The following is a 20,903-nucleotide window of genomic DNA, read 5'->3' as shown; positions in this document are numbered from 1 at the left end:
CGTTTGTCACTATGCTGGGTGTCTCATTTCCAAGGAGGAACCTCCCCATGCCGATTTCTTCACGCACAGCCTTGCTGGTCATCGACGTACAGAACGACTTCATCCCCGGCGGCCAGTTGCCGGTACCCGAAGGTGACCTGATCGTCCCGTTGATCAACCGCCTCGGCGCCCGGTTCACCCAAGTCATCATCGCCCAGGACTGGCACCCAGCCGGCCACGCCTCGTTCGCTTCCAGCCACCCCGGGCGCAAACCTTATGACGTGATTCAGTTGCCTTACGGTGAACAGACGCTGTGGCCGGAGCATTGTGTACGCGCCACACCCGGCGCCGAATTCCACGCGGAACTGGACCTGCCTCATGCCCAACTGATCATCCGCAAGGGCTGTAATCCGGACATCGACAGTTATTCGGCGTTTCTGGAAGCGGACCGTACGACCACAACCGGGTTGGCTGGCTATTTGAAAGAACGCGGCATCGACACTGTTTACCTGGTCGGGCTGGCGCTGGATTTCTGCGTGATGTTTTCGGCGCTGGATGCGCGGGCGGCAGGGTTTAACGCATTTGTGGTGATGGATGCCTGTCGGGCGATTGATCTGGAAGGCTCACTGGCCGCAGCGATCGAGCGGATGCAGGCGGCTGGGGTTGGGTTGATTCCATCAACCGAAGTGCCAGGTTAACCCCCTGTAGCAGCTGTCGAGCCCGCGAGGCTGCGTTCGGCTGCGAAGCAGCCGTAAAATCAGGCACTCCGTTCTTTCAGGAAAACCGCATCTGCCGGGTTGGCGAGGACTGCGTCCTCGAACGCAGCCTCGCGGGCTCGGCAGCTGCTACAAAGAGTGCGTCAGGCTGAGGCGGGCAGCCACAAACGGAACCGTGCGCCGCCCAATGGCGACGGTTCCACGGTCAGTGTGCCGCCTTGGGCTTCCAGCGCCCGCCGACTGATCGCCAGCCCCAGACCAAACCCGCCCGTTGCCCGGTCTCGGCTGCGATCCAGCCGATAGAACGGTTCGAATATCCGCTCGCGCTCATCATCCGGAATGCCGATGCCGTCGTCATCGACCCAGATTTCGCAGCCTTTTGGACAGACCTGTACGCCAATCTGAATGCGCTTTTCGCAGTAGCGCATGGCATTGCGCAGCAGGTTCTGAATGGCGCGAGCGGTCAGCCGTGGATCGAGAACAAAGCGTTCAAGTTGGCCGTTAAGCATCACATCAATAACGATGTCCGGCGACTCCAGTTCCTCATCGACGCTGCCCAGAATGCTGTCGATAAACTCATCCAGCGATACTTCGACCCGTTCCGGCACCCGCGCCGGATTTTGCAGGCGACTGTAGGACAACAGCTCCAGCACCAGCTCATCGAGTTCGCGAATGTGCGCGATCAGACCTTGCAGCCGTTCGCGACTGGCCGCTGGCAAATCGTCGGACAACGCCAGCGCCAGGCCGAAATCCAGTCGGGTCAGGGGCGTGCGCAGTTCGTGAGAGACGGCATTGAGCAGGTCGCGCTGCTGGTTGAGCAGGTTCTCGATGTCGCCGGCCATGGTGTCGAAGACGTTGGCCAGGCTGCCGATGTTGGAGCTTTTGGAAATCTGTGTGCGCTCGCTCAAGTGGCCCTTGCCGAAACGTTCAGCCGTGCCTTTGAGGCGTTCCAGGTCGCGCCAGTGCGGGCGCAGCCACAGCAACAGGCAAGCGAGCATCGTTGCGCCAATCAGCACGTTGATGCTCCAGTACAACAGGCTGACGTCCATAGGATCGGGCGGCACGACCATTTCCACCACGGTCCGCTCGTTCAGCGGCGCCACCGCCAGGGTGCGCCAGGCCCAGTCGCCGATGCGTACGACGTTCTCGCCACGCTGCAAACGCTTGCGCTCATCGGGGGTGAAATCGGCATCGTCTTTACCGGTGAGCACGATGTGCAGCGGCGTGAATTCCTTGTCCATCTCGGCCGCCAAGGCCGGCCATTGTTCCTCAGGCACCGCATGAAACTGTTTGACGATGAGGGTTTGCAGCCCGCGCGAGTAATCGAGGTTGTAGGTGACAAAGCGCTCCTGGAAGACTTTGATCACCACGTCAGGCACCAGATAGATCGCCGCGCTGTACGAAACGATGGTCACCAGGTACAGGCGAAACAGGATTCTGAACATCGACTCAGCATTCCCACTCGGAACGGCTAAATAGGTAACCCTTGCCCCACACGGTCTTGATCTTGCGGGCCTCGCCCGCATGGTCGTCGAATTTGCGCCGCAGCTTGGAGATCGCCACGTCCACCGAACGGTCGGTGCCATTGAATTCGATGCCGCGCAGGCGTTGCAGAATCTGGTCGCGGCTGAGTACTTCGCCGGCATGCCGGGCGAGCACCACCAGCAGGTTGTATTCGCCGCTGGACAGCTCGACCAATTGCTCGCGCCAGGTCACGGTGCGCTCGGAGAGGTCGATGCACAGATTGCCCATCAGAATGCGGTCGTTGGCCGTCTGCGGTTCAGTGAGGCTGCTGCGCCGCAGTAAGGTCCGCACCCGGGCCAGCAACACGCGCGGTTCACAGGGCTTGGTGACGTAGTCGTCGGCGCCCATTTCCAGGCCCAGCACCTGATCGTGGCTGTCGTCGCGGGCGGTGAGCATCAGGATCGGCAACGTGGCCGAATCAGCGCGCAGCAAGCGGCAGACTTGCAGGCCGTCGAGCCCCGGCAGCATCAGGTCAAGGATCACCAGGTCCGGCGGATTGACCCGCGCACGTTCGCGCACAGGGTCGCCACGGCTGATCACGCTGACGCTATAGCCGTTGCGTTCCAGGTAACTGGCAATCAGTTCGGAGAGCGCGGTGTCGTCTTCGACCAGGAGGATGTTGGGCATGGGGTGTTCCAGAAAGTGCAGTGGCGTTTGATAGACCGCTTTCGCGAGCAGGCTCGCTCCCACAGGGGACCGCATTTCAACTGTGGGAGCGAGCCTGCTCGCGAAAGCAATCTATCAGTCGCGATAGAAATCAAGGCGTGAAGGATATACGCCCTCGCCCATGCCTGAGTAAAACCCTTACACAATTTCACACAGCGCCTACAAAGCTTCACCGCTACCCTCGTCGCCTCCCCGTAGGATGCGGGAGGTCATTATTGGGGTATTTACATGTCAATGAATCTGCTTGCCAGGCTCAGCCTGATTGCACTGGCGCTGACGCTGAGCGCTTGTGACAAGTCCTCGAATGCTGAAGAGGCGGCAACCCTGGCCACGGTTCGCATCGAAACCATCGAAGCCCAGCCCCTGTCGATCACCAGCGAACTGAGCGGGCGGATTGCTGCGCCACGGATTGCCGAAGTCCGTGCCCGAGTGGCCGGCGTGGTGTTGCAACGGGCCTTCCGTGAAGGCAGCGATGTGAAAAAAGGCGAAGTGTTATTCCGTATCGACCCGGCGCCGTTCAAGGCTGACCTGGACAGTGCCGAAGCGGCGCTGCGCAAGGCTGAAGCCAACGCATTTCAGGCACGATTGCAGGAGCAGCGCTACGCGCAGTTGATCGAAGGCAACGCCATCAGCGGCCAGGATTATGACAACGCCCGGGCCAATGCCCGGCAAACCGCTGCCGACGTCGCTGCGAACAAAGCCGCCGTGGAGCGGGCGAAACTCAACCTGGGTTACGCCACCGTTACAGCGCCGATTTCCGGGCGCATCGGCCGCGCGCTGGTGACCGAAGGCGCACTGGTCGGGCAGAACGAAACCACACCGCTGGCATTGATTCAGCAACTGAACCCGATTCACGCCGACCTCACTCAATCGACCCGCGAACTCAACGACCTGCGCCGGGCGTTCCGTTCCGGCCAGTTGCAGCAGGTCGGTCAGGACCAGGCCAAAGCCACGCTGATCCAGGACGATGGCAGTCTCTATCCGTTGCCGGGCAAGTTGCTGTTTGCCGACATCACCGTCGACCCCGGCACCGGTCAGATCATTCTGCGCAGCGAATTCCCCAACCCGGACCTCGACTTGCTGCCGGGCAGCTTCGTGCGCGTGCTTCTGGAGCAAGCGGTCATTCAGCAAGGCATCAGCGTGCCGCAACGGGCCATTCAGCGCGACAGTGCCGGCATCGCCCAAGTGCTGTTGCTCGACGCCGAACAGCGGGTCGGCCAGCAACCGGTCGAATTGGGCGCCGTGCAGAACGATCGCTGGATCGTCACCGGAGGCCTCAAGCCCGGTGATCGCATCGTCACTGAAGGCCTGCAGCACGCCCGTCCCGGCGAACAGGTGCAGATTGACAACACCCCTCTTCCACTTGCCCAGGCTTCTGGTCAGTAAGCAGGACGCTTTTTATGCCGCAGTTCTTTATCGACCGCCCGGTGTTCGCCTGGGTGGTTGCCCTGTTCATCCTGTTGGCCGGCGCCCTGGCCATTCCGCAATTGCCGGTGGCGCAATACCCCAACGTCGCGCCGCCGAAAGTCGAAATCTACGCCGTGTACCCCGGCGCTTCGGCGCAGACCGTGGACGAAAGCGTGGTCAGCCTGATCGAGGAGGAACTCAACGGCGCGGACCATCTGCTGTATTTCGAATCCCAAAGCAGCCTCGGCAGCGCCACCATCACCGCGACGTTCCAGCCGGGCACCGACCCGGAAATGGCGCAGGTCGATGTGCAAAACCGTCTCAAGGTTGTGGAATCGCGCTTGCCTCAGGCCGTGACACAACAAGGCTTGCAGGTGGAGAAAGTCTCTGCCGGTTTCCTGCTGTTGATCACCCTCACCTCCAGTGACGGCAAGCTCGACGACGTGGCGCTCAGCGATTACCTGGCACGCAATGTGATGAACGAGATCAAGCGCCTGGACGGCGTCGGCAAGGCGCAGTTGTACGGCGCCGAACGGGCGATGCGGATCTGGATCGATCCGCAGAAGCTGATCGGTTTCAACCTGACCCCGGCCGACGTCAACGCCGCCATCGTCGCGCAGAACGCGCAAGTGTCGGCCGGCAGCATCGGCGATTTGCCGACCCGCACCACTCAGGAAATCACCGCGACCATTCTGGTCAAAGGCCAGTTGTCGACCCCCGAAGAATTCGCCGACATTGTGCTCAAGGCCAATCCCGACGGCTCAACTGTGCGCATCAAAGACGTGGCGCGCGTCGAGATCGGCAGTCAGGAATACCAGTTCTCCACGCGCCTCAATGGCAAACCGTCGACCGCCGTCAGCGTGCAATTGGCGCCGGGCGCTAATGCCCTGAGTACTGCCACGTTGGTGCGGGCGAAGATGGACGAACTGGCGCGCTACTTCCCGGCGGGCGTCGAGTACAAGATTCCGTACGACACCTCGCCCTTCGTCAAAGTCTCGATCACCAAGGTGGTTTACACCCTCGGCGAGGCGATGTTGCTGGTGTTTGCGGTGATGTTTCTGTTCCTGCAAAACATCCGCTACACGCTGATTCCAACGCTGGTGGTGCCGGTGGCGCTGATGGGCACCTTTGCGACCATGTTGGCGCTGGGGTTCTCGATCAACGTGCTGACCATGTTCGGCATGGTACTGGCCATCGGCATCCTGGTGGATGACGCGATTGTGGTGGTGGAAAACGTTGAACGGATCATGGCCACCGAAGGCCTGTCGCCCAAAGAGGCTACGCGCAAGGCAATGAAGCAGATCACCGGCGCAATCATCGGCATCACGCTGGTGCTGGTCGCTGTATTCATTCCAATGGCGTTCATGCAGGGTTCGGTCGGGGTGATTTACCGGCAATTCTCGCTGTCCATGGCCACCTCGATTCTGTTCTCGGCGTTCCTCGCCCTGACCTTGACCCCGGCACTGTGCTCAACGTTGCTCAAGCCGATTGCCAAGGGCGAGCATCACGAAAAGCGCGGATTCTTTGGCTGGTTCAACCGGCGTTTCGAGCAACTGACCGAGCGTTATCAAGGCTGGGTCGCCTATGCGCTGAAACGCACGGGCCGTTACCTGTTGATCTACGGCGTGCTGCTGATCGGATTGGGCGTGTGCTTCAGCCGACTGCCCTCCTCGTTCCTGCCGGTGGAGGATCAGGGTTACACCATCACCGACATTCAACTGCCGCCGGGTGCGAGCAAGAACCGCACGGTGCAGGTGGTTGAGCAGATCGAAGCCCACAACGCCACTGAACCCGGCGTTGGTGACAGCACAGTGATTCTCGGTTTCAGCTTCTCCGGTAGCGGGCAGAACGCCGCGTTGGCGTTTACCACGCTCAAAGACTGGTCTGATCGGGGCAGCGACGACTCGGCCAGTTCGATTGCCGATCGCGCCAACATCGCGTTGAGCCAGATCAAGGACGCCGTAGCCTTTGCGGTACTGCCGCCGCCGGTTGACGGCCTGGGCACCTCCAGCGGTTTCGAGTTCCGCTTGCAGGACCGTGGCGGTCTCGGTCATGCCACGCTGATGCAGGCGCGCACCGAGTTGCTGGCGGCTGCCGAGAAGAGCGCGATCCTGATGAACGTGCGTGAAAGCGCGCTGGCCGAAGCGCCGCAGGTGCACCTGGAAGTCGACCGTAAACAGGCCAACGCGCTGGGCGTGTCCTTTGCCGACATTGGCAATGTGCTGTCCACCACCGTCGGTTCGGCCTACATCAACGACTTCCCCAATCAGGGACGGATGCAGCGGGTAGTGGTTCAGGCTGAAGGCGATCAGCGCAGTCAGGTCGCCGATCTGCTGAAGATTCACGTGCGCAACAACGCCGGGAAAATGGTGCCGCTGTCGGCCTTCGTCCAGGCCAAATGGACTCAGGGCCCGGCGCAGTTGACCCGTTACAACGGCTACCCGGCGATCAGCATCTCCGGCGAACCGTCGCCCGGACATAGCACCGGCGAAGCCATGGCCGAAATCGAACGGCTGGTGGCGCAAGGGCCGGCGGGATTGGGCCAGGAATGGACCGGGTTGTCGTTGCAGGAACGCTTGTCCGGCAGTCAGGCGCCGATCCTGCTCGGGCTGTCGCTATTGATCGTGTTTCTGTGTCTGGCGGCGCTGTATGAGAGCTGGTCGATTCCGACGTCGGTGCTGCTGGTGGTGCCACTCGGTGTGCTCGGCGCGGTACTGGCCGTGACCTTACGCGGGATGCCCAACGACGTGTTCTTCAAGGTCGGGTTGATCACCATCATCGGCCTGTCGGCGAAGAACGCGATCCTGATCATCGAATTCGCCAAGAGCCTGTACGACGAAGGCCACGACCTGGTCGACGCGACACTGCAAGCCGCGCGCCTGCGCCTGCGGCCGATTGTGATGACGTCGCTGGCGTTCATTCTTGGCGTAGTGCCACTGGCGATTGCCACCGGGGCCAGTTCTGCGAGCCAGCAAGCCATCGGCACCGGGGTGATTGGCGGGATGATCACGGCGACATTGGCAGTGCTGTTTGTGCCGGTGTTTTTTGTGGTGGTGATGAGGTTGGTAAAAGCGCGCCACAAAAAGTAGCCACGGACTCGACTAACCCAAATGTAACTCCATCCCCCTGTAGGAGCTGCCGAAGGCTGCGATCTTTTGGTCTTGATCTTCGGTGGAGGCCATAAGATCAAAAGATCGCAGCCTTCGGCAGCTCCTACAAAAGCTCGGTTACCTAAGCTATGGTGGTAAGAATCCCGCTCCTGTGAGTTCACATGCCCTTCCTCGCCCGCACCCACCCTCGTCTGTCCGCCGCGACCATACTCGGCGTTGCCGTAGGCATTCTGGCGCCGGCCGATTCGATCATCAGCAAAATCCTCATCGGCTGGAATACCGGCGTCTGGACCTATCTGGTCCTTATGCTCTGGCTCACCATCCGCGCCAAGGCCCCGGACGTGAAGCGCATTGCCGAGGTCGAAGACGAAAATGCCGGGCTGGTGTTGTTTGTTGTGTGCATCGCCGCGATTGCGAGCCTGGCGACCATCGCCTTTGAACTGGCCGGCAGCAGGGACCTGGAAACGACCCGCAAGCTGTTGCGCTACGGCGTTACTGCATTAACCGTGATCGGTTCATGGCTGCTGATCGGGGTGATTTTCAGCGTGCACTACGCCCGTCTGTTCTACACCTGGGACGGCAAGGACTTGGCGCTGCGCTTTGCAGAAGGTCTGGAAACCCCCAACTACTGGGACTTCCTGTATTTCTCGTTCACCATCAGTGCGGCGGTGCAGACATCCGATGTCGGTGTGGCGACGCGGGATTTGCGCAAGATTGTCCTGGCGCAGTCGCTGATCGGCTTTCTGTTCAACACGGCCATTCTCGGGTTCTCGATCAACATCGCGGCAGGACTGTTCAACTGATCCCTGCACAAACGTTCTAGTCATCACCTTCGGCGCGGGCGTTAAATAAGTCGGCAATCCGCCTCACAGGTGCAGCATGATTTCCCACAACTGGATCGACCTGGCCCAGGACGCCGACACCGGCATCGAGACCTTGCGCGCGCATTTCGAGGGCCACGCTTACGATCCGCACTGGCATGACAGCTATCTGGTGGGTGTCACCGAGCAAGGGGTTCAGCAGTTCCACTGTCGACGGGCGAAGCACCAAAGCACGCCGGGCAAGGTGTTTCTGCTGGAGCCGGGCGACATCCACGACGGCGAAGCCACGACCGAAGACGGTTTCACCTACCGCATGCTGTACCTCGATCCGCAGTGGCTGAAACGCGAACTCAGTGCGGTATTCGACAATGCCCCCGATAACAGTGAATTGAGTTTCGCCAACACCCTGGCCAGCGACTCACGACTGGCTCACGCCACCAGCCTGGCGTTTCAAACCCTGCATCACGGTGAGCTGAAGATCGTCCGCCAAACCGCCCTCGACGGTTTACTTGAACGCCTTACCAGCCATCTACACTGGCGCGCCCGCTATGGCGAAGATCCGCGCCTGCCCCTGGTGGCGCAGAAGGCTCGGGAATACCTGCACGCCAACGCTCAATACGACATCGGCCTCGACCAACTGGCTGCCGTCACCGGCGTCGATCGCTTTCGCCTGACCCGCGCCTTCAAGGCCGCTTATGGCATGGCACCCCACGCCTACCTCGTACAATTGCGCCTGGCCACGGCTCGGCGAATGCTGGCCTGTGGCGAGCAACCGGCGACGGTGGCGATGGAGTTGGGATTTGCCGATCAGAGTCACTTGGGCCGGTGGTTCGTGCGTGCCTATGGCCTGACGCCAGCGAGGTACCGCAAGCGGTGCTCAAATCTTCCAGACGTGTGAAGCAGGCTTTGTGAGGATTGGCTCCTGAGTTAATCCACGGAGCCCGCTGCCATGTTGTCCACCTTCCCGACCTTGCTACCTTTTATGCTGTTTGCTTTTGTAGCCTCCATTACGCCGGGGCCGACCAATATTCTGGTGCTGAGCAACAGCGCCCGTTACGGCTTCAAGGCTGCCTTGCCGATCATCTTTGGAGCTTGCGCGAGCGCGGCATTGATTGTGTTGTTAGTGGGCAGTGGTTTTGGTCAGGCCCTCAACGCGAACCCCGGCGTGCAACAGGCAATGAGGTGGGTGGGCGTCGTCTGGCTGAGCTTCCTGGCCTGGCAAATATTCCGGGCCCCCGTCGAAGTATCCACGCCCGACACTCCAACCCATAACCACCGGCGCTTGGGTTTATGGGGGGCCGCTGGATTGCAGCTGATCAACCCCAAAACCTGGACAATGGCCTTGGCCGTCGCGAGTGTGTTCACTGTACGCTCAGGAGACCAGATCATTCATACGCTGTACTTGTCGACCGTATTTTTTCTTGTCGCCATTCCATGTCTGGCATGTTGGGCTGCGTTGGGCAGCGGATCGTCTCGTGTTTTGCGCTCTGCGCTAACGATTCAGCGCTTCAACAGTTGCATGGCACTATTGTTATTGGGCTCTGCATGGCTAAGCGTATTAGCTTGATTCTTAATAAAAGAGCGCCCCCATATACCCTCTTCTATATAGCCAATCACCTTAAACCTTTAAAATTAAAACCCACAAATCCACCGCAATGTAAACTGTCAACTCTGACAGTTTACAGCTGCGCCATATTTAAGCTTCCATACAACATCCAGGATTAGGACTGCTCAGTCTTTGGATTCCTCTAATTATCATGTATGGAGATAAACTCATGAGCTTCGCAGCACGGGCCTACCCGACAATTCAACCAACCGTTGCGCAACCGTTCTTGTCCGCCACGATAAATGGCGATTCTAATCCCCGATATAAACACAGCAAAATTCCTGAGCCACTGAGTTTCCGCTCAACCTCTGCCCCTTCGCTCGATTTGGTGGATTATCCCACTGGCAAGTATTGGCGGCTAAGCGCAGGCCATACCGAAAATGGCATGACGCGCTCTATCGAAGTTGTTTTTTATACAAAGCCCGAATCAGGCAGCCTGCCCATATCTTTGGATAGCGAGCGTGTCGCAGTAACTTACTATTCGGACCCTGTGAACGGTCTTTTACACGTAGGAGTCAGCGGCACTCTTAGTATTCAAGTTGACGAATCCGAAAAAACACTAACCGGAACTTTCGACGGTACATTTGACCATGGGGGGGATGATGGCGACGATGTGTTCCCGATTTCTGCAGAATTTTTGACCGATAACGTCGACTTGCGCAGAAAGTAAACTGCCCTCAACAAGTAATAAAAAAGGAAGCTTTAAAGCTTCCTTTTTTATGCCGCCGCAAACCTGGTTAAAAGTTATAACTCAACCCCACGCTTCCTCCCAGCGCCTGGTCAACCTTGGTGCCACGACTGGTACCGAGCTCTGCATAAACCTGCCACTTATCGTTCGCCGGTATCCAGTTCAGCCCGCCGGTCAACTCCAGGCTGGTGCTGGACAAATCATTGTTGAAGTCAGTGTCATTCACACTCACACGATTACTGTTGACAAACTCATGGCTGACGGCGGCATGCAGTCTGGGCTGAAGCTTGCTGCCGTTGTCTAGAACCAATTCACGGCCAACGGTCATACCGACCTTGCCGAGCAAAGAGCGGGTCTCATCGCTGTCCACGTGCAATCCATTGTCCAGACGGTACGTTTTACCCTCCACTGCCGCCGCACCGAGTTGTGCAGAAGGCTCGATGAAATAGCCTTTGTTCAAAACGATGTGCTTGCCGACCTCGACAGATCCGCTCACGCCTACGTTATCGAAATTGCCCTTTGTTCGAGAGTCATCACTCAATGTGACTTTAACGTCGTTATTGAAACGGTTGACCTTGGCGACGGTATCCACGTAATACCCGGTCTCTTCGTCATACCAAGTCAGGTAAGTGCCCAGATAAACGCTATCGATCGAGCCAGAACTGCCGCGCGTCAGATTCAGGCGAGTGGTGCTGTAACCACCAAAGGCGCCGATCAGCCATTGGCCGTCACCCATCGCCGACAGAGGCGTATCCACCCCTACGGAGACTCCAGTCTGATTTTGCTTATAGCCATCACCGTATGCATTTTTGACGTTGTACTGATTTCCGTAAGTACGTATCCAGACACCGGATGTCGAGCCTTGAGTATCCGAGTCCAGGGCAGCAGCGGATCGTGCCCGAGGCTGGGTGCCGGCCATGCGACGGTCCCCGAGACGAGTATTGAGGGTAGTCATTTCAGAATAAATCACTGTGGGGGCGATGCCGGCAATTGCCATGGCTGTTTTTGAACCTGTGCTCGGACTCGTCGCATCAGGTTGCAGGAACAGCCCTTCGCCTTCTTTCACCAGCTTGTAGGCTAAAGCACCGACATCCACCTGGCCGTTTCTCAAGGAAAACTGGGCATCCCCTGCGGCGATGTTGGCCACTTTGACCGGCGCGCCATTGACCGGTTCGCTTGCGGTAGCAGCCACTACCAGCTCATGCTGGCCGGATGCGGATTGCGTGACATTCAAAAAATCCGTCTCTGCGGTGGCAACATCCGTGTTCATGAGGAACTGACCATTGCCTGACAGGTTGGCGATGTCCAGGCGAGTGAACTCCTGGTTCGTCCCGAAGCGCACGCTGCCGCCCTGCAGGTCGAGGCGGGTGAGAGCGTTGCTACCCACCATGTTCCACTCTGCACCACGACTGATCGACATGTTGCTGACGCCGGTGACGGCGCCATGCAAGACCGCATTATTGTCCAGCGTCACCACGCCGGCTCCGGAACCTTGGATGTTGCCGGTCAGTGCGCTTTGCGTATCGAGCGTGACCGAATCAACGTTGACCAGATTGCCGTCAAGGCTCGCAGCGTTTCGCAACAGTACGCTGGCTTCTCCACCTTCAGCGACTTGAATGTTGCCAGACAGCTTGCTGTTATCGACCTGGAATCGGGCAGCGGCGCCATCGATCACCTCCAGGATATTGCCGTTGCCTCCGATCAGGCTGGAACCGTTGTTTACTTCGATCAAGACCGGCTGGCCGGCCGGAGTAGCAAAATTGACACTGATCGCAGCGCCAGTACGTCCTTGCACGATTGATCCGTCCACCGTCAACCGGCTCTGTCCCGTCACATCGCCGGGATTCAGTACAGTGTCGTCCCCGAACATGACGCCGTTGAGCCCGCCGGTGATCCGGCTGTCTGCGCTGACATTGGCGTGGCCACCGAACAGTTCCAGACCAATGCCATCCGAATCCGTCCCTTCCACCCGGGTATCGACCAGGTTCAGAGTGCTGAGCGACGTAACCGCGGCACCGGATGTGCCGCCGAGTAAAGTGCTGTTGGTCACGGTTGCCGTTGATCCCACCGGTATTAGCAGATCCCGAGCCAAGGACATTGCCCTGCCTTGACTGGTCAACGTACTGCCGGTGACAGTGGCCGAGCTGTCAGTCAATGCGAGTGCGGTATCAAAACCTGTGCTGGTCACCGTTGACTGGGCCAGATTGATGCGGGCACCTGAAGATGCATCTATCTGTGATGTGACAGCGGTGTCGCCGTTGAGTGTGCCACCACCGACCTCGATATTCAGCGCGCCGGCACTGTTAATGTTTAGAGTTGCCGTTGCGGGGATAAACCACGCTTCAGGCGTTGCACCACTGGAGACGGTTTCCACCTCTCCCGGCACAAGATTTCGCGAATAGGCGGACTCTGAAACGGCCATTATGACCACTGCATAAGAGAGCACACCTGTAAACTTCATAACTGTCAGTCCCAGTATCTTTTCAAACTTCATAGTCACTACTCTCTGAGTTTTGTCGGGACGGTAGAAAGACGGTTCAAAGAGATGCTCCATCAGACGTCCGTCGTTGGCGGCGTCGGAGAATACCTACAACTTCGAACCTTCTATGTAGGACTATTCCTTTTATGAATGGGATTTATCCCTCACTTGCGAAATACAATCTGTGCTTTTGACGACAGTCAGCGATAGCACTGCCGGGAGAGCCTTACTCTCCCGGCAAATGCAGCTCTGCACGCTTAAACGATGGTTATGGCGCGGGGTCCCAACCCGGTTCTGACTCACAGTATTTGAAGTCAGCATTGAGCAAATAAACGGTCATTTCCGTAACACCGGATGTGGGAACAACTGGTGTCGAATACCAGACTTTGACATAGCCGGCATAAAAATCTTCGGGGACCGGGGGACCAGGTGGAGGCACAGGTACATTGCGGATAACGGGGTTATAATCACCCACATCGAAGATCATCCCGTCGGTAAGTTCTTGCGCAGTGATTGGCCGGGTTTCGGTGAACTCAGTGTCATCCGGCGCCGGCGTCGCATAATCATCCGTGCGGAACCCACGCCAGTTGAAGGTGATATCCATATCCAGGACGAAATGGCTATTTGGCGGAATCCGGAATCTGGCCACGTGATCCACACCGGTCAGACTCTCACAAATGATGAACGGATCGGCAGTGCCATCTGCGGGCGGCCGTACGAACTCTGGTGCATCCAGATTGATGATTACTGTATTGACCGTCAGCGTTGTTTCTGTCGCTTTCTGAATGTTGTTGCGATTGGGGTTTTCAACTTCCCACCATATTTCCTGGTCCCCTAGACCACCTGGGCCGACGATGCTGTAAGGCAAAGGAAGTTCGATGATTGTATTGACATTCGTTGTCGTCAGCGGCTCGGAAACCACGACGACTTCGCCCAGATCTCCCCGGTACTTAACGGTTACCTGGTCACCCGGTTCCGGATCTGGCCATGTCCCGCCGCTCTCAGGCGATATATCGATAAAAATCGTCGCCTCTTGATTGACATCCTGCGGGCCGAGTGTGTTGTCAAGGACAGGAGGTTGACCCCGCACGATCAATGTTTTCAACTCAGGATTGAACTCACCGGGCGGAATGACCGGATCGACAGGATAAGGGTTACCGACCACCGAGTAGTCCGTATTTACCGTTGTCTGTGAAGAGCTGATAGAGCTACCGCCACGCATCAAATCAGCCTTGACCAACACGGGCAGCTCGTAGACTGTACCGGTCTGTTTCGGGAAATATTCGTTTTGCAACTTTGCCCAGGGAATGGTGAATATCAGTTCATTGAGGGCATTGAACGTAAGGTCTTCGGCTGCTTCATCCCCCCACTTCAAACTCACGCTGTCAGTGTTGAGCGCGTTTGTCGGCCGCGCGACCCTTACCGTTACACCTGCACGCACATCGTTCAGATCTACCAGACCGTCCGCGGCCGATGGGACGACCGGATCACCCAACACGGGTAATGGCAGAAACCTCACGTTCCTGTAGTTCACCGAATAGTTGCTGAAGTTGCCCGCCACATCGGTAAGGCGAAACCAGATCTGCACCCTGCCGGTGGTCACATCTCGCAGCACTGGAATCGGAATCGGCACTTCACCATTGGCAGGGACAACGGCATCGAAGATGGGCGCCACCTGAGGGGGCTCGGTTCGGGTGCCCGCCGCATAAAGTGTGAGGCGGTCTGTTGCCTGAAAATTGGCGTAAGTCAAGTCGACTTTAACTATCAACCCGTTTGCATTGCCCGGGATAGCCGCCCAAGTATCGTCGATTTGCGTACTGGGGGTCAGTGCATTGGGAAAGGTCACCAGCGGGGTCGACTTCGCGCCGGGAGTTGCCCCAGGGTTTGGTCCTGTCTGTACCGGTTTCGCTTGCCAGGGCGCGGTACGGTCAATGAACCCCTGCATGACAGGTGATGTCAGCGGGTTGAGGCCCCGCTCAAAAAGAACGCACCTCACCCAAATCGGTGTCGGGCCAACTGGCGTTGCATCCTCTCCCAGATTCTGGGCGGGTAATGTGACCTGAAATTTAGGAGGCCTGGCCGCTACGGGACCGAGCAAAACACGTGGAAGTCTTGTGAAGTCTGAGGGCTGTGGATTGGCAGGAGGCTGGGTTCGTGTGAACTCCAACGCCACCTGATCACGGTCATGTGGTGTCGTCCAGACGCTTGTATCCAGTAAGAGCGTGAGATCGCCTCCCACAGGAATTGCGGCCAAAGGAATAATATCGGAGTTGGGGCCGCGACCATCCGGTAATTCAGGAGTAGGAGCAATCAGTATTCCATTTCCCTGCCTCGATGTCCCAGCTTGATAAATTGTCATGTGCTTTCTCCATTACGCTGAAAAAATTTAATATCAATCCTTACATCATCGACAACAGCGTTTATCGCCAACATCAGTCGTTGTAGCTCTTCAGTTACAGCAACGCTCTTACTTCATCCACCTTGCATCCGAACAAAAGCCACTGCTACCCGGAATCACCCTGTCTATTTTCACCAGCCCTGTAAAAGAGCTGAAGATCGGAACCCCATTGCGCAACAGCAAATAATTGGCTGTTGCAGAATCGTTATCACGCATCGGTTCGATATGCGGGACAAACGGGCGTATAACGATCGAAACCGGTTTCTTGTTGATTACATCTGTTACCGTCCCGGTGAACGTAGCTGCAGGTGTCAAAGCCGTTCCTGACCCGTTTAAAGATTCCCAACCCTGCCAGACCAGTTCGATAACATCCAGAAGTTGAAAACGATTGTCGAACGGAATGAGGATGCGTATCCCCTCCCAAACATATAAAGAATCAGGATCCTGAGGGTTATTTTTAGTGCAGCCGATATAGCCCCAAGGATCTGCATCGGGAAAAGTCGCTGCTTTGAGAACTTGTGGCGGCGCAACAATTGCAAACGTCAGGCGTCGTGGCGGGGACGTCGTATTGTTGACCGAACGAACCGTGTACCTGATTTCAAACGTAAGCAGATCCGGAAGTAATGTCGGCCCTATCGGAATGAGAAACTCCGTTGCATCATCGGCAGCGCCATAGTTGCGCTGCGCAATCGAGTTGGGGTTTCCAACGATGAAGATTTCGACGCGGTCAATACGAGTGTCTGTTGGGAACGCTGGCCAGCGGGGAATGATGCAAACGATGCCATTTTGTTTCGCATCGTCCGGTAATGTCCCGGCAGGATCCGATGGGTCGACTCCCTGCACCCGAAGAGGGTCAAGTAGTACGCCCGCATCGGAGGTGCTCCCTGCTGCAAGTGGGTCATTAGGTGGTGACATGAGTAATTTCTCGCTTTCTTTTATCGCCCTTCACGTGCAAGAAATTAAGCGCCGACATCCGGGCGTTGACTACTGTCAAATCTGACAGGTAAAGCTACCGCCTGTCGGAAATCATCAGGTATCTGACCGGTCACTCAGCACAATCCGGTTGACTGCGACGGTACCGATGGTGTTTCCTGAAACCGGTTTCAGAAACTTGATGTACAGAACCGCAACGACGCCAATAATAAGGTCCATCACCGTGAACGATTTCTCCGCCGCCCAGCGCAGCCGCGTCACCATGCTCGACGTCGCCGAACACGCCGGCGTCTCCAAGGCCAGCGTCTCGCGTTTCATCGGCGACGACCGTGCCCTGCTCTCAGATGCCACCGCCTTGCGCATCGAGCAGGCAATTGCCGAACTGGGCTATCGCCCAAACCAGATGGCTCGTGGCCTGAAACGTGGGCGCACTCGCCTGATCGGCATGCTGGTGGCCGATATCCGTAACCCTTATTCGATTGCCGTGATGCACGGGGTGGAAACCGCCTGCCGTCAGCACGGCTACAGCCTGGTGGTGTGCAACACCGATCGCGATGACGAGCAGGAACGCCAGCACCTGGCCCTGCTGCGCTCCTACAACATCGAAGGGCTGATCGTGAACACGCTCGGTCATCACCGCGACGAACTGCGCGAGCTGCATCGGGAAATGCCGCTGGTGCTGGTGGATCGCAAGGTCGATCAGCTGGAGAGTGATCTGGTCGGGCTGGACAATCCGGCAGCGGTCGAACTCGCCCTCGCGCACCTTGAAGAACGCGGCTATCGCGATGTGCTGTTGGTGACCGAGCCGTTTGACGGCACCAGTTCGCGGATCGAGCGGGTCAGCAGCTTCAAGGCGCAGATCGAGCAACGCCCGACCCTGCGCGGCACCCTGATCGAAACCGGCAGTGAACTCACCGCACAGCTGAAAACCTTCCTCGAAACGCCCGGCCCCGGCCCGAAGACGCTGTTCTGCGCCAACGGCATCGCCGCGCTGGCCAGCACCCATTCGTTGCGTGAACTGAAATGCAATCTGTTCGAGGACGTCGGCCTGATCGCCCTCGATGATCTGGATTGGTACCCGCTGGTGGGCAGCGGCATCACCGCCCTCGCCCAACCGACGGCCGAGATTGGCGCGAGTGCGTTTGAGTGTTTGCTCAAGCGCTTGCGCGGTGATGACGGGCCGGTGCGGACCCTGGATTTTTCGGCGCGGTTGATTGTGCGTGGGTCGACTCTTGGCGATGTGCGGTGAATGTTATGGCCTCTTCGCGAGCAGGCTCGCTCCCACATGGGCACCGCATTCCTATGTGGGAGTGAGCCTGCTCGCGAAGGGGCCCTAAAGAACACCCCATCAAGTAGCCATTTTTTTTGAACAAAAATGAAACCGGTTTCAGAGGTATACAACAATGAATAAACCACCCGTTTCCATCAGCCTGTCGAGCTACGGCGCCGACCTTGTGCGCCTACGCGGCCAGGGCAGCTTCATCGACGTATTGGCTACCGCAGGCGCCACGCGCATCGAATGGCGCGAGGAACTGCTGACCGTCGAAGATCCCGCGCAACTGGCCGATGCCACTCAGGCCCAAGGCCTCGAAAGCGTGTATTCCTCGCCGATGGAATTGTGGCTGGCTGGCCAGTCCAAACCCAATCCCGAACTGATCAGCGCACTGCAGCGTGCCCAGGCATTCGGTGCCAAATGGCTGAAAGTGTCCCTGGGCTATTTCACCGACAACAGCGACCTCCAGACCTTGTCCCGCGTACTGGGCAAAAGCGCGGTGCAGTTGCTGGTGGAAAACGATCAGACCTTGCACGGTGGCCGCATCGAGCCGTTCCAGCGCTTTTTCGCTGAAGTCGAGCAACACAGCCTGCCGGTCAAAATGACCTTCGATATCGGCAACTGGCACTGGCAAGACCAGTCCGCGGCCAGCGCCGCGCGGTTGCTCGGTCGCCACGTTGGCTATGTGCACTGCAAAGCCGTGACACGCCGGGCCGACGGCAAACTGGTCGCCATACCGCCGGCCGCCAGTGACTTGCATCTGTGGGAACAACTGCTGCGGCACATGGCCCAAGGCGTTATGCGGGCGGCGGAATATCCGCTGCAAGGCGACGACCTGGTGCAGTTGACCACCGAGCACGTCGCCACCCTCGCCCGCCTCGGTCAAACCCGGTTGGAGAGCGCTCATGTCTGAGATCGATATTCTGTCGTTCGGCGAAACCATGGCGATGTTCGTCGCCGAGCAGAACGGCGACCTGGCTGACGTCGGACACTTCCACAAACGCATTGCCGGGGCCGACAGCAATGTCGCCATTGGCTTGTCGCGGTTGGGTTTTAACGTGGCTTGGCTGAGCCGGGTCGGCGCTGATTCTCTGGGCCGGTTCGTCATCGACACCCTGGAGAAAGAAGGCCTGGATTGCAGCCACGTCGCCATCGACACCGCGCACCCCACCGGTTTTCAACTCAAGTCGCGCACCGACGATGGCAGCGATCCAGTGGTCGAGTATTTCCGTCGTGGGTCGGCGGCGAGTCATCTGTCGCGGCAGTCGATCGCGCCTGAGTTACTGAACGCCCGGCACTTGCACGCCACCGGCATTCCCCCGGCGCTGTCCGAAACGGCTCGGGAAATGTCTTTCGAATTGATGACCCGCATGCGCGATGCCGGGCGCAGCGTGTCCTTCGACCCGAACCTGCGCCCGAGCCTGTGGGCCAGTGAGCAACAGATGATTAGCGAGATCAACCGCCTCGCCGCCCTTGCCCACTGGGTATTGCCAGGATTGAGCGAAGGCCGCTTGCTGACCGGTTTCGAAGACCCGGCTGACATCGCGGCGTTTTACCTCGACCAGGGCGCCGAAGCCGTGGCGATCAAACTTGGCCCGCACGGTGCGTATTACCGCACCCATCTGGACCAGGGTTTCGTGGCGGGCGTACCGGTGGAAACGGTGGTCGACACCGTCGGTGCCGGCGATGGATTTGCCGTTGGCATGATCAGCGCACTGCTGGAAAACCACAGCTTTGCCGACGCCGTGAAGCGTGGCAACTGGATTGGCAGCCGCGCGGTACAGAGCCGTGGGGATATGGAGGGATTGCCCAATCGATCCGAAATGATCGCCGAATTTGAGGCCGCCTTCGCGAGCAGGCTCGCTCCCACATTGGATCGTATTCCAACGTAATTCCCCTGTGGGAGCGAGCCTGCTCGCGAAGAGGCCATAACAATCACTGAAGATCTAACCGTTACCTGCTGCGACAAAAACAACAAGCTCAGGAGCACCACTATGAAAACCGCAACGCTCGCCGCCCGCCGCTGGTGGTACATCATGCCCATCGTGTTCATCACCTACAGCCTGGCGTACCTGGACCGCGCCAACTACGGGTTCGCCGCCGCCTCCGGGATGGCTGCCGACCTGATGATCACGCCGGGCCTGTCGTCGATGCTCGGCGCGCTGTTCTTCCTCGGCTACTTCTTCTTCCAGGTACCGGGCGCGATCTACGCCCAGAAGCACAGCGTGAAGAAGCTGATTTTCGTCAGCCTGATTCTCTGGGGTGGCCTGGCCACATTGACCGGGATCGTCTCCAACGCTTACTGGCTGGTCGTGATTCGCTTCATGCTCGGTGTGGTCGAAGCCGCGGTGATGCCGGCGATGCTGGTGTACCTGTGCCACTGGTTCACCCGTGCCGAACGCTCGCGCGCCAACACCTTCCTGATCCTCGGCAACCCGGTGACCATGCTCTGGATGTCGGTGGTGTCGGGCTATCTGGTGCAGCATTTCAGCTGGCGCTGGATGTTCATCATCGAAGGGTTGCCGGCCGTGCTCTGGGCGTTTATCTGGTGGCGTCTGGCCGATGACCGTCCCGCTCAAGCCAAGTGGCTGAGCGATCAAGAGAAGCAGGATTTGCACAGCGCCCTGGCTGCCGAGCAGGTCGGTATCAAAGCGGTGAAGAACTACGCCGAAGCCTTCCGCTCGCCGAAAGTGATCATCCTGGCCCTGCAGTTTTTCTGCTGGAGCATTGGCGTCTACGGTTTCGTGCTGTGGCTGCCATCGATCCTCAAGGCCGGAGCGCAAATGGACATGATCGAGGCCGGTTGGCTCTCGGCGCTGCCGTATCTGGCGGCGGTGATCGGCATGCTGCTGGTGTCCTGGGGCTCGGACAAACTACAAAAACGCAAACGCTTCGTCTGGCCGCCGCTGCTGATCGCCTCGATTGCGTTCTACGGATCCTACGCCTTGGGCGCTGAACACTTCTGGTGGTCCTACACGCTGTTGGTGATTGCGGGCGCCTGCATGTATGCGCCGTATGGACCGTTTTTCGCCATCGTCCCGGAAATCCTGCCGGCCAATGTCGCGGGTGGCGCCATGGCGCTGATCAACAGCATGGGTGCGCTCGGTTCGTTTGGCGGTTCGTATCTGGTGGGCTACTTGAACAGCTCAACCGGCTCACCGGGTGCTTCTTATCTGTTGATGAGCGGCGCGTTGATGCTCTCGGTGGTGCTGACGATTTTCCTCAAGCCCGGCGCCAGTGACCGGGTCGTGGCCAAGGCCGTTGTGCAACGACCGACGGCTGCTCATTCCTGAATTGAAGTTG

At 58.4% G+C, this 20,903-nt stretch carries 16 protein-coding genes; 11 read left to right on the top strand and 5 right to left on the bottom strand.

The window, feature by feature from the left end; all coding sequences use genetic code 11:
* Positions 1-47: 47 nt before the first annotated feature.
* Positions 48-677 (top strand): bifunctional nicotinamidase/pyrazinamidase, encoded by a 630-nt coding sequence (pncA, locus tag ACYZTW_RS15250; RefSeq protein ID WP_462005567.1) that lies wholly within the window; start codon positions 48-50, stop codon positions 675-677.
* 161 nt (positions 678-838) lie between these two features.
* Here the strand turns inward: pncA and ACYZTW_RS15245 are convergent, their stop codons facing one another.
* Positions 839-2,140: an ATP-binding protein gene (locus ACYZTW_RS15245; protein WP_462005566.1), complete on the bottom strand. Its 1,302-nt coding sequence runs from the start codon at positions 2,138-2,140 to the stop codon at positions 839-841.
* A 4-nt stretch (positions 2,141-2,144) separates the two neighbouring features.
* Entirely contained in the window at positions 2,145-2,846 is a 702-nt protein-coding gene (locus tag ACYZTW_RS15240) for a response regulator (RefSeq protein WP_449643681.1), read from the bottom strand.
* A 267-nt stretch (positions 2,847-3,113) separates the two neighbouring features.
* On the opposite strand from ACYZTW_RS15240, the gene ACYZTW_RS15235 reads away from it, so the two are divergent.
* The 6 genes from ACYZTW_RS15235 to ACYZTW_RS15210 all read left to right on the top strand — a co-directional run bounded on the left by ACYZTW_RS15235 (position 3,114) and on the right by ACYZTW_RS15210 (position 10,499).
* The gene (locus tag ACYZTW_RS15235) at positions 3,114-4,271 is read left to right on the top strand and encodes an efflux RND transporter periplasmic adaptor subunit (RefSeq protein WP_462005565.1); all 1,158 of its coding nucleotides are present in this window, start codon (positions 3,114-3,116) and stop codon (positions 4,269-4,271) included.
* 14 nt (positions 4,272-4,285) lie between these two features.
* Positions 4,286-7,381: a multidrug efflux RND transporter permease subunit gene (locus ACYZTW_RS15230; RefSeq protein WP_462005564.1), complete on the top strand. Its 3,096-nt coding sequence runs from the start codon at positions 4,286-4,288 to the stop codon at positions 7,379-7,381.
* 182 nt (positions 7,382-7,563) lie between these two features.
* Complete coding sequence (locus tag ACYZTW_RS15225) at positions 7,564-8,205, top strand: DUF1345 domain-containing protein (protein ID WP_462005563.1); 642 nt, start codon at positions 7,564-7,566, stop codon at positions 8,203-8,205.
* Positions 8,206-8,281: 76 nt separating this feature from the next.
* The gene (locus ACYZTW_RS15220; protein ID WP_462005562.1) at positions 8,282-9,121 is read left to right on the top strand and encodes an AraC family ligand binding domain-containing protein; all 840 of its coding nucleotides are present in this window, start codon (positions 8,282-8,284) and stop codon (positions 9,119-9,121) included.
* Positions 9,122-9,172: 51 nt separating this feature from the next.
* Positions 9,173-9,790: a LysE family translocator gene (locus ACYZTW_RS15215; RefSeq protein WP_462005561.1), complete on the top strand. Its 618-nt coding sequence runs from the start codon at positions 9,173-9,175 to the stop codon at positions 9,788-9,790.
* A 208-nt stretch (positions 9,791-9,998) separates the two neighbouring features.
* Positions 9,999-10,499, top strand: a complete 501-nt coding sequence (locus tag ACYZTW_RS15210; RefSeq protein ID WP_462005560.1) for a hypothetical protein — start codon at positions 9,999-10,001, stop codon at positions 10,497-10,499.
* 67 nt (positions 10,500-10,566) lie between these two features.
* Here ACYZTW_RS15210 and ACYZTW_RS15205 read toward each other — a convergent pair whose 3' ends face one another.
* The 3 genes from ACYZTW_RS15205 to ACYZTW_RS15195 form a co-directional block, all read right to left on the bottom strand.
* Positions 10,567-13,011: an autotransporter outer membrane beta-barrel domain-containing protein gene (locus ACYZTW_RS15205; RefSeq protein WP_462005559.1), complete on the bottom strand. Its 2,445-nt coding sequence runs from the start codon at positions 13,009-13,011 to the stop codon at positions 10,567-10,569.
* A gap of 253 nt (positions 13,012-13,264) precedes the next feature.
* Positions 13,265-15,355 carry a hypothetical protein gene (locus ACYZTW_RS15200; protein ID WP_462005558.1) on the bottom strand — a complete coding sequence of 697 codons (2,091 nt, stop codon included), beginning with the start codon at positions 15,353-15,355 and terminating at the stop codon, positions 13,265-13,267.
* Between the two features lie 108 nt (positions 15,356-15,463).
* Positions 15,464-16,309, bottom strand: coding sequence for a hypothetical protein (locus tag ACYZTW_RS15195; protein WP_462005557.1), 846 nt, complete (start codon positions 16,307-16,309; stop codon positions 15,464-15,466).
* Between the two features lie 241 nt (positions 16,310-16,550).
* Between ACYZTW_RS15195 and ACYZTW_RS15190 the strand changes: the two genes are divergently transcribed.
* The 4 genes from ACYZTW_RS15190 (at position 16,551) to ACYZTW_RS15175 (ending at position 20,893) form a co-directional block, all read left to right on the top strand.
* Positions 16,551-17,576 carry a LacI family DNA-binding transcriptional regulator gene (locus ACYZTW_RS15190; protein WP_462005556.1) on the top strand — a complete coding sequence of 342 codons (1,026 nt, stop codon included), beginning with the start codon at positions 16,551-16,553 and terminating at the stop codon, positions 17,574-17,576.
* A gap of 154 nt (positions 17,577-17,730) precedes the next feature.
* Positions 17,731-18,513: a sugar phosphate isomerase/epimerase family protein gene (locus ACYZTW_RS15185; RefSeq protein ID WP_462005555.1), complete on the top strand. Its 783-nt coding sequence runs from the start codon at positions 17,731-17,733 to the stop codon at positions 18,511-18,513.
* Positions 18,506-19,492, top strand: coding sequence for a sugar kinase (locus tag ACYZTW_RS15180; RefSeq protein ID WP_462005554.1), 987 nt, complete (start codon positions 18,506-18,508; stop codon positions 19,490-19,492). Before ACYZTW_RS15185 ends, ACYZTW_RS15180 begins: the two co-directional genes overlap by 8 nt.
* Before the next feature lie 102 nt (positions 19,493-19,594).
* Entirely contained in the window at positions 19,595-20,893 is a 1,299-nt protein-coding gene (locus ACYZTW_RS15175) for an MFS transporter (protein WP_462005553.1), read from the top strand.
* The last annotated feature ends 10 nt before the right edge of the window (positions 20,894-20,903 follow it).

The organism is Pseudomonas sp. LB3P25, assembly GCF_054897985.1.
The sequence above is the reverse complement of the archived record's forward strand: the minus strand, read 5'-3'. Positions and strand labels throughout refer to the sequence as shown.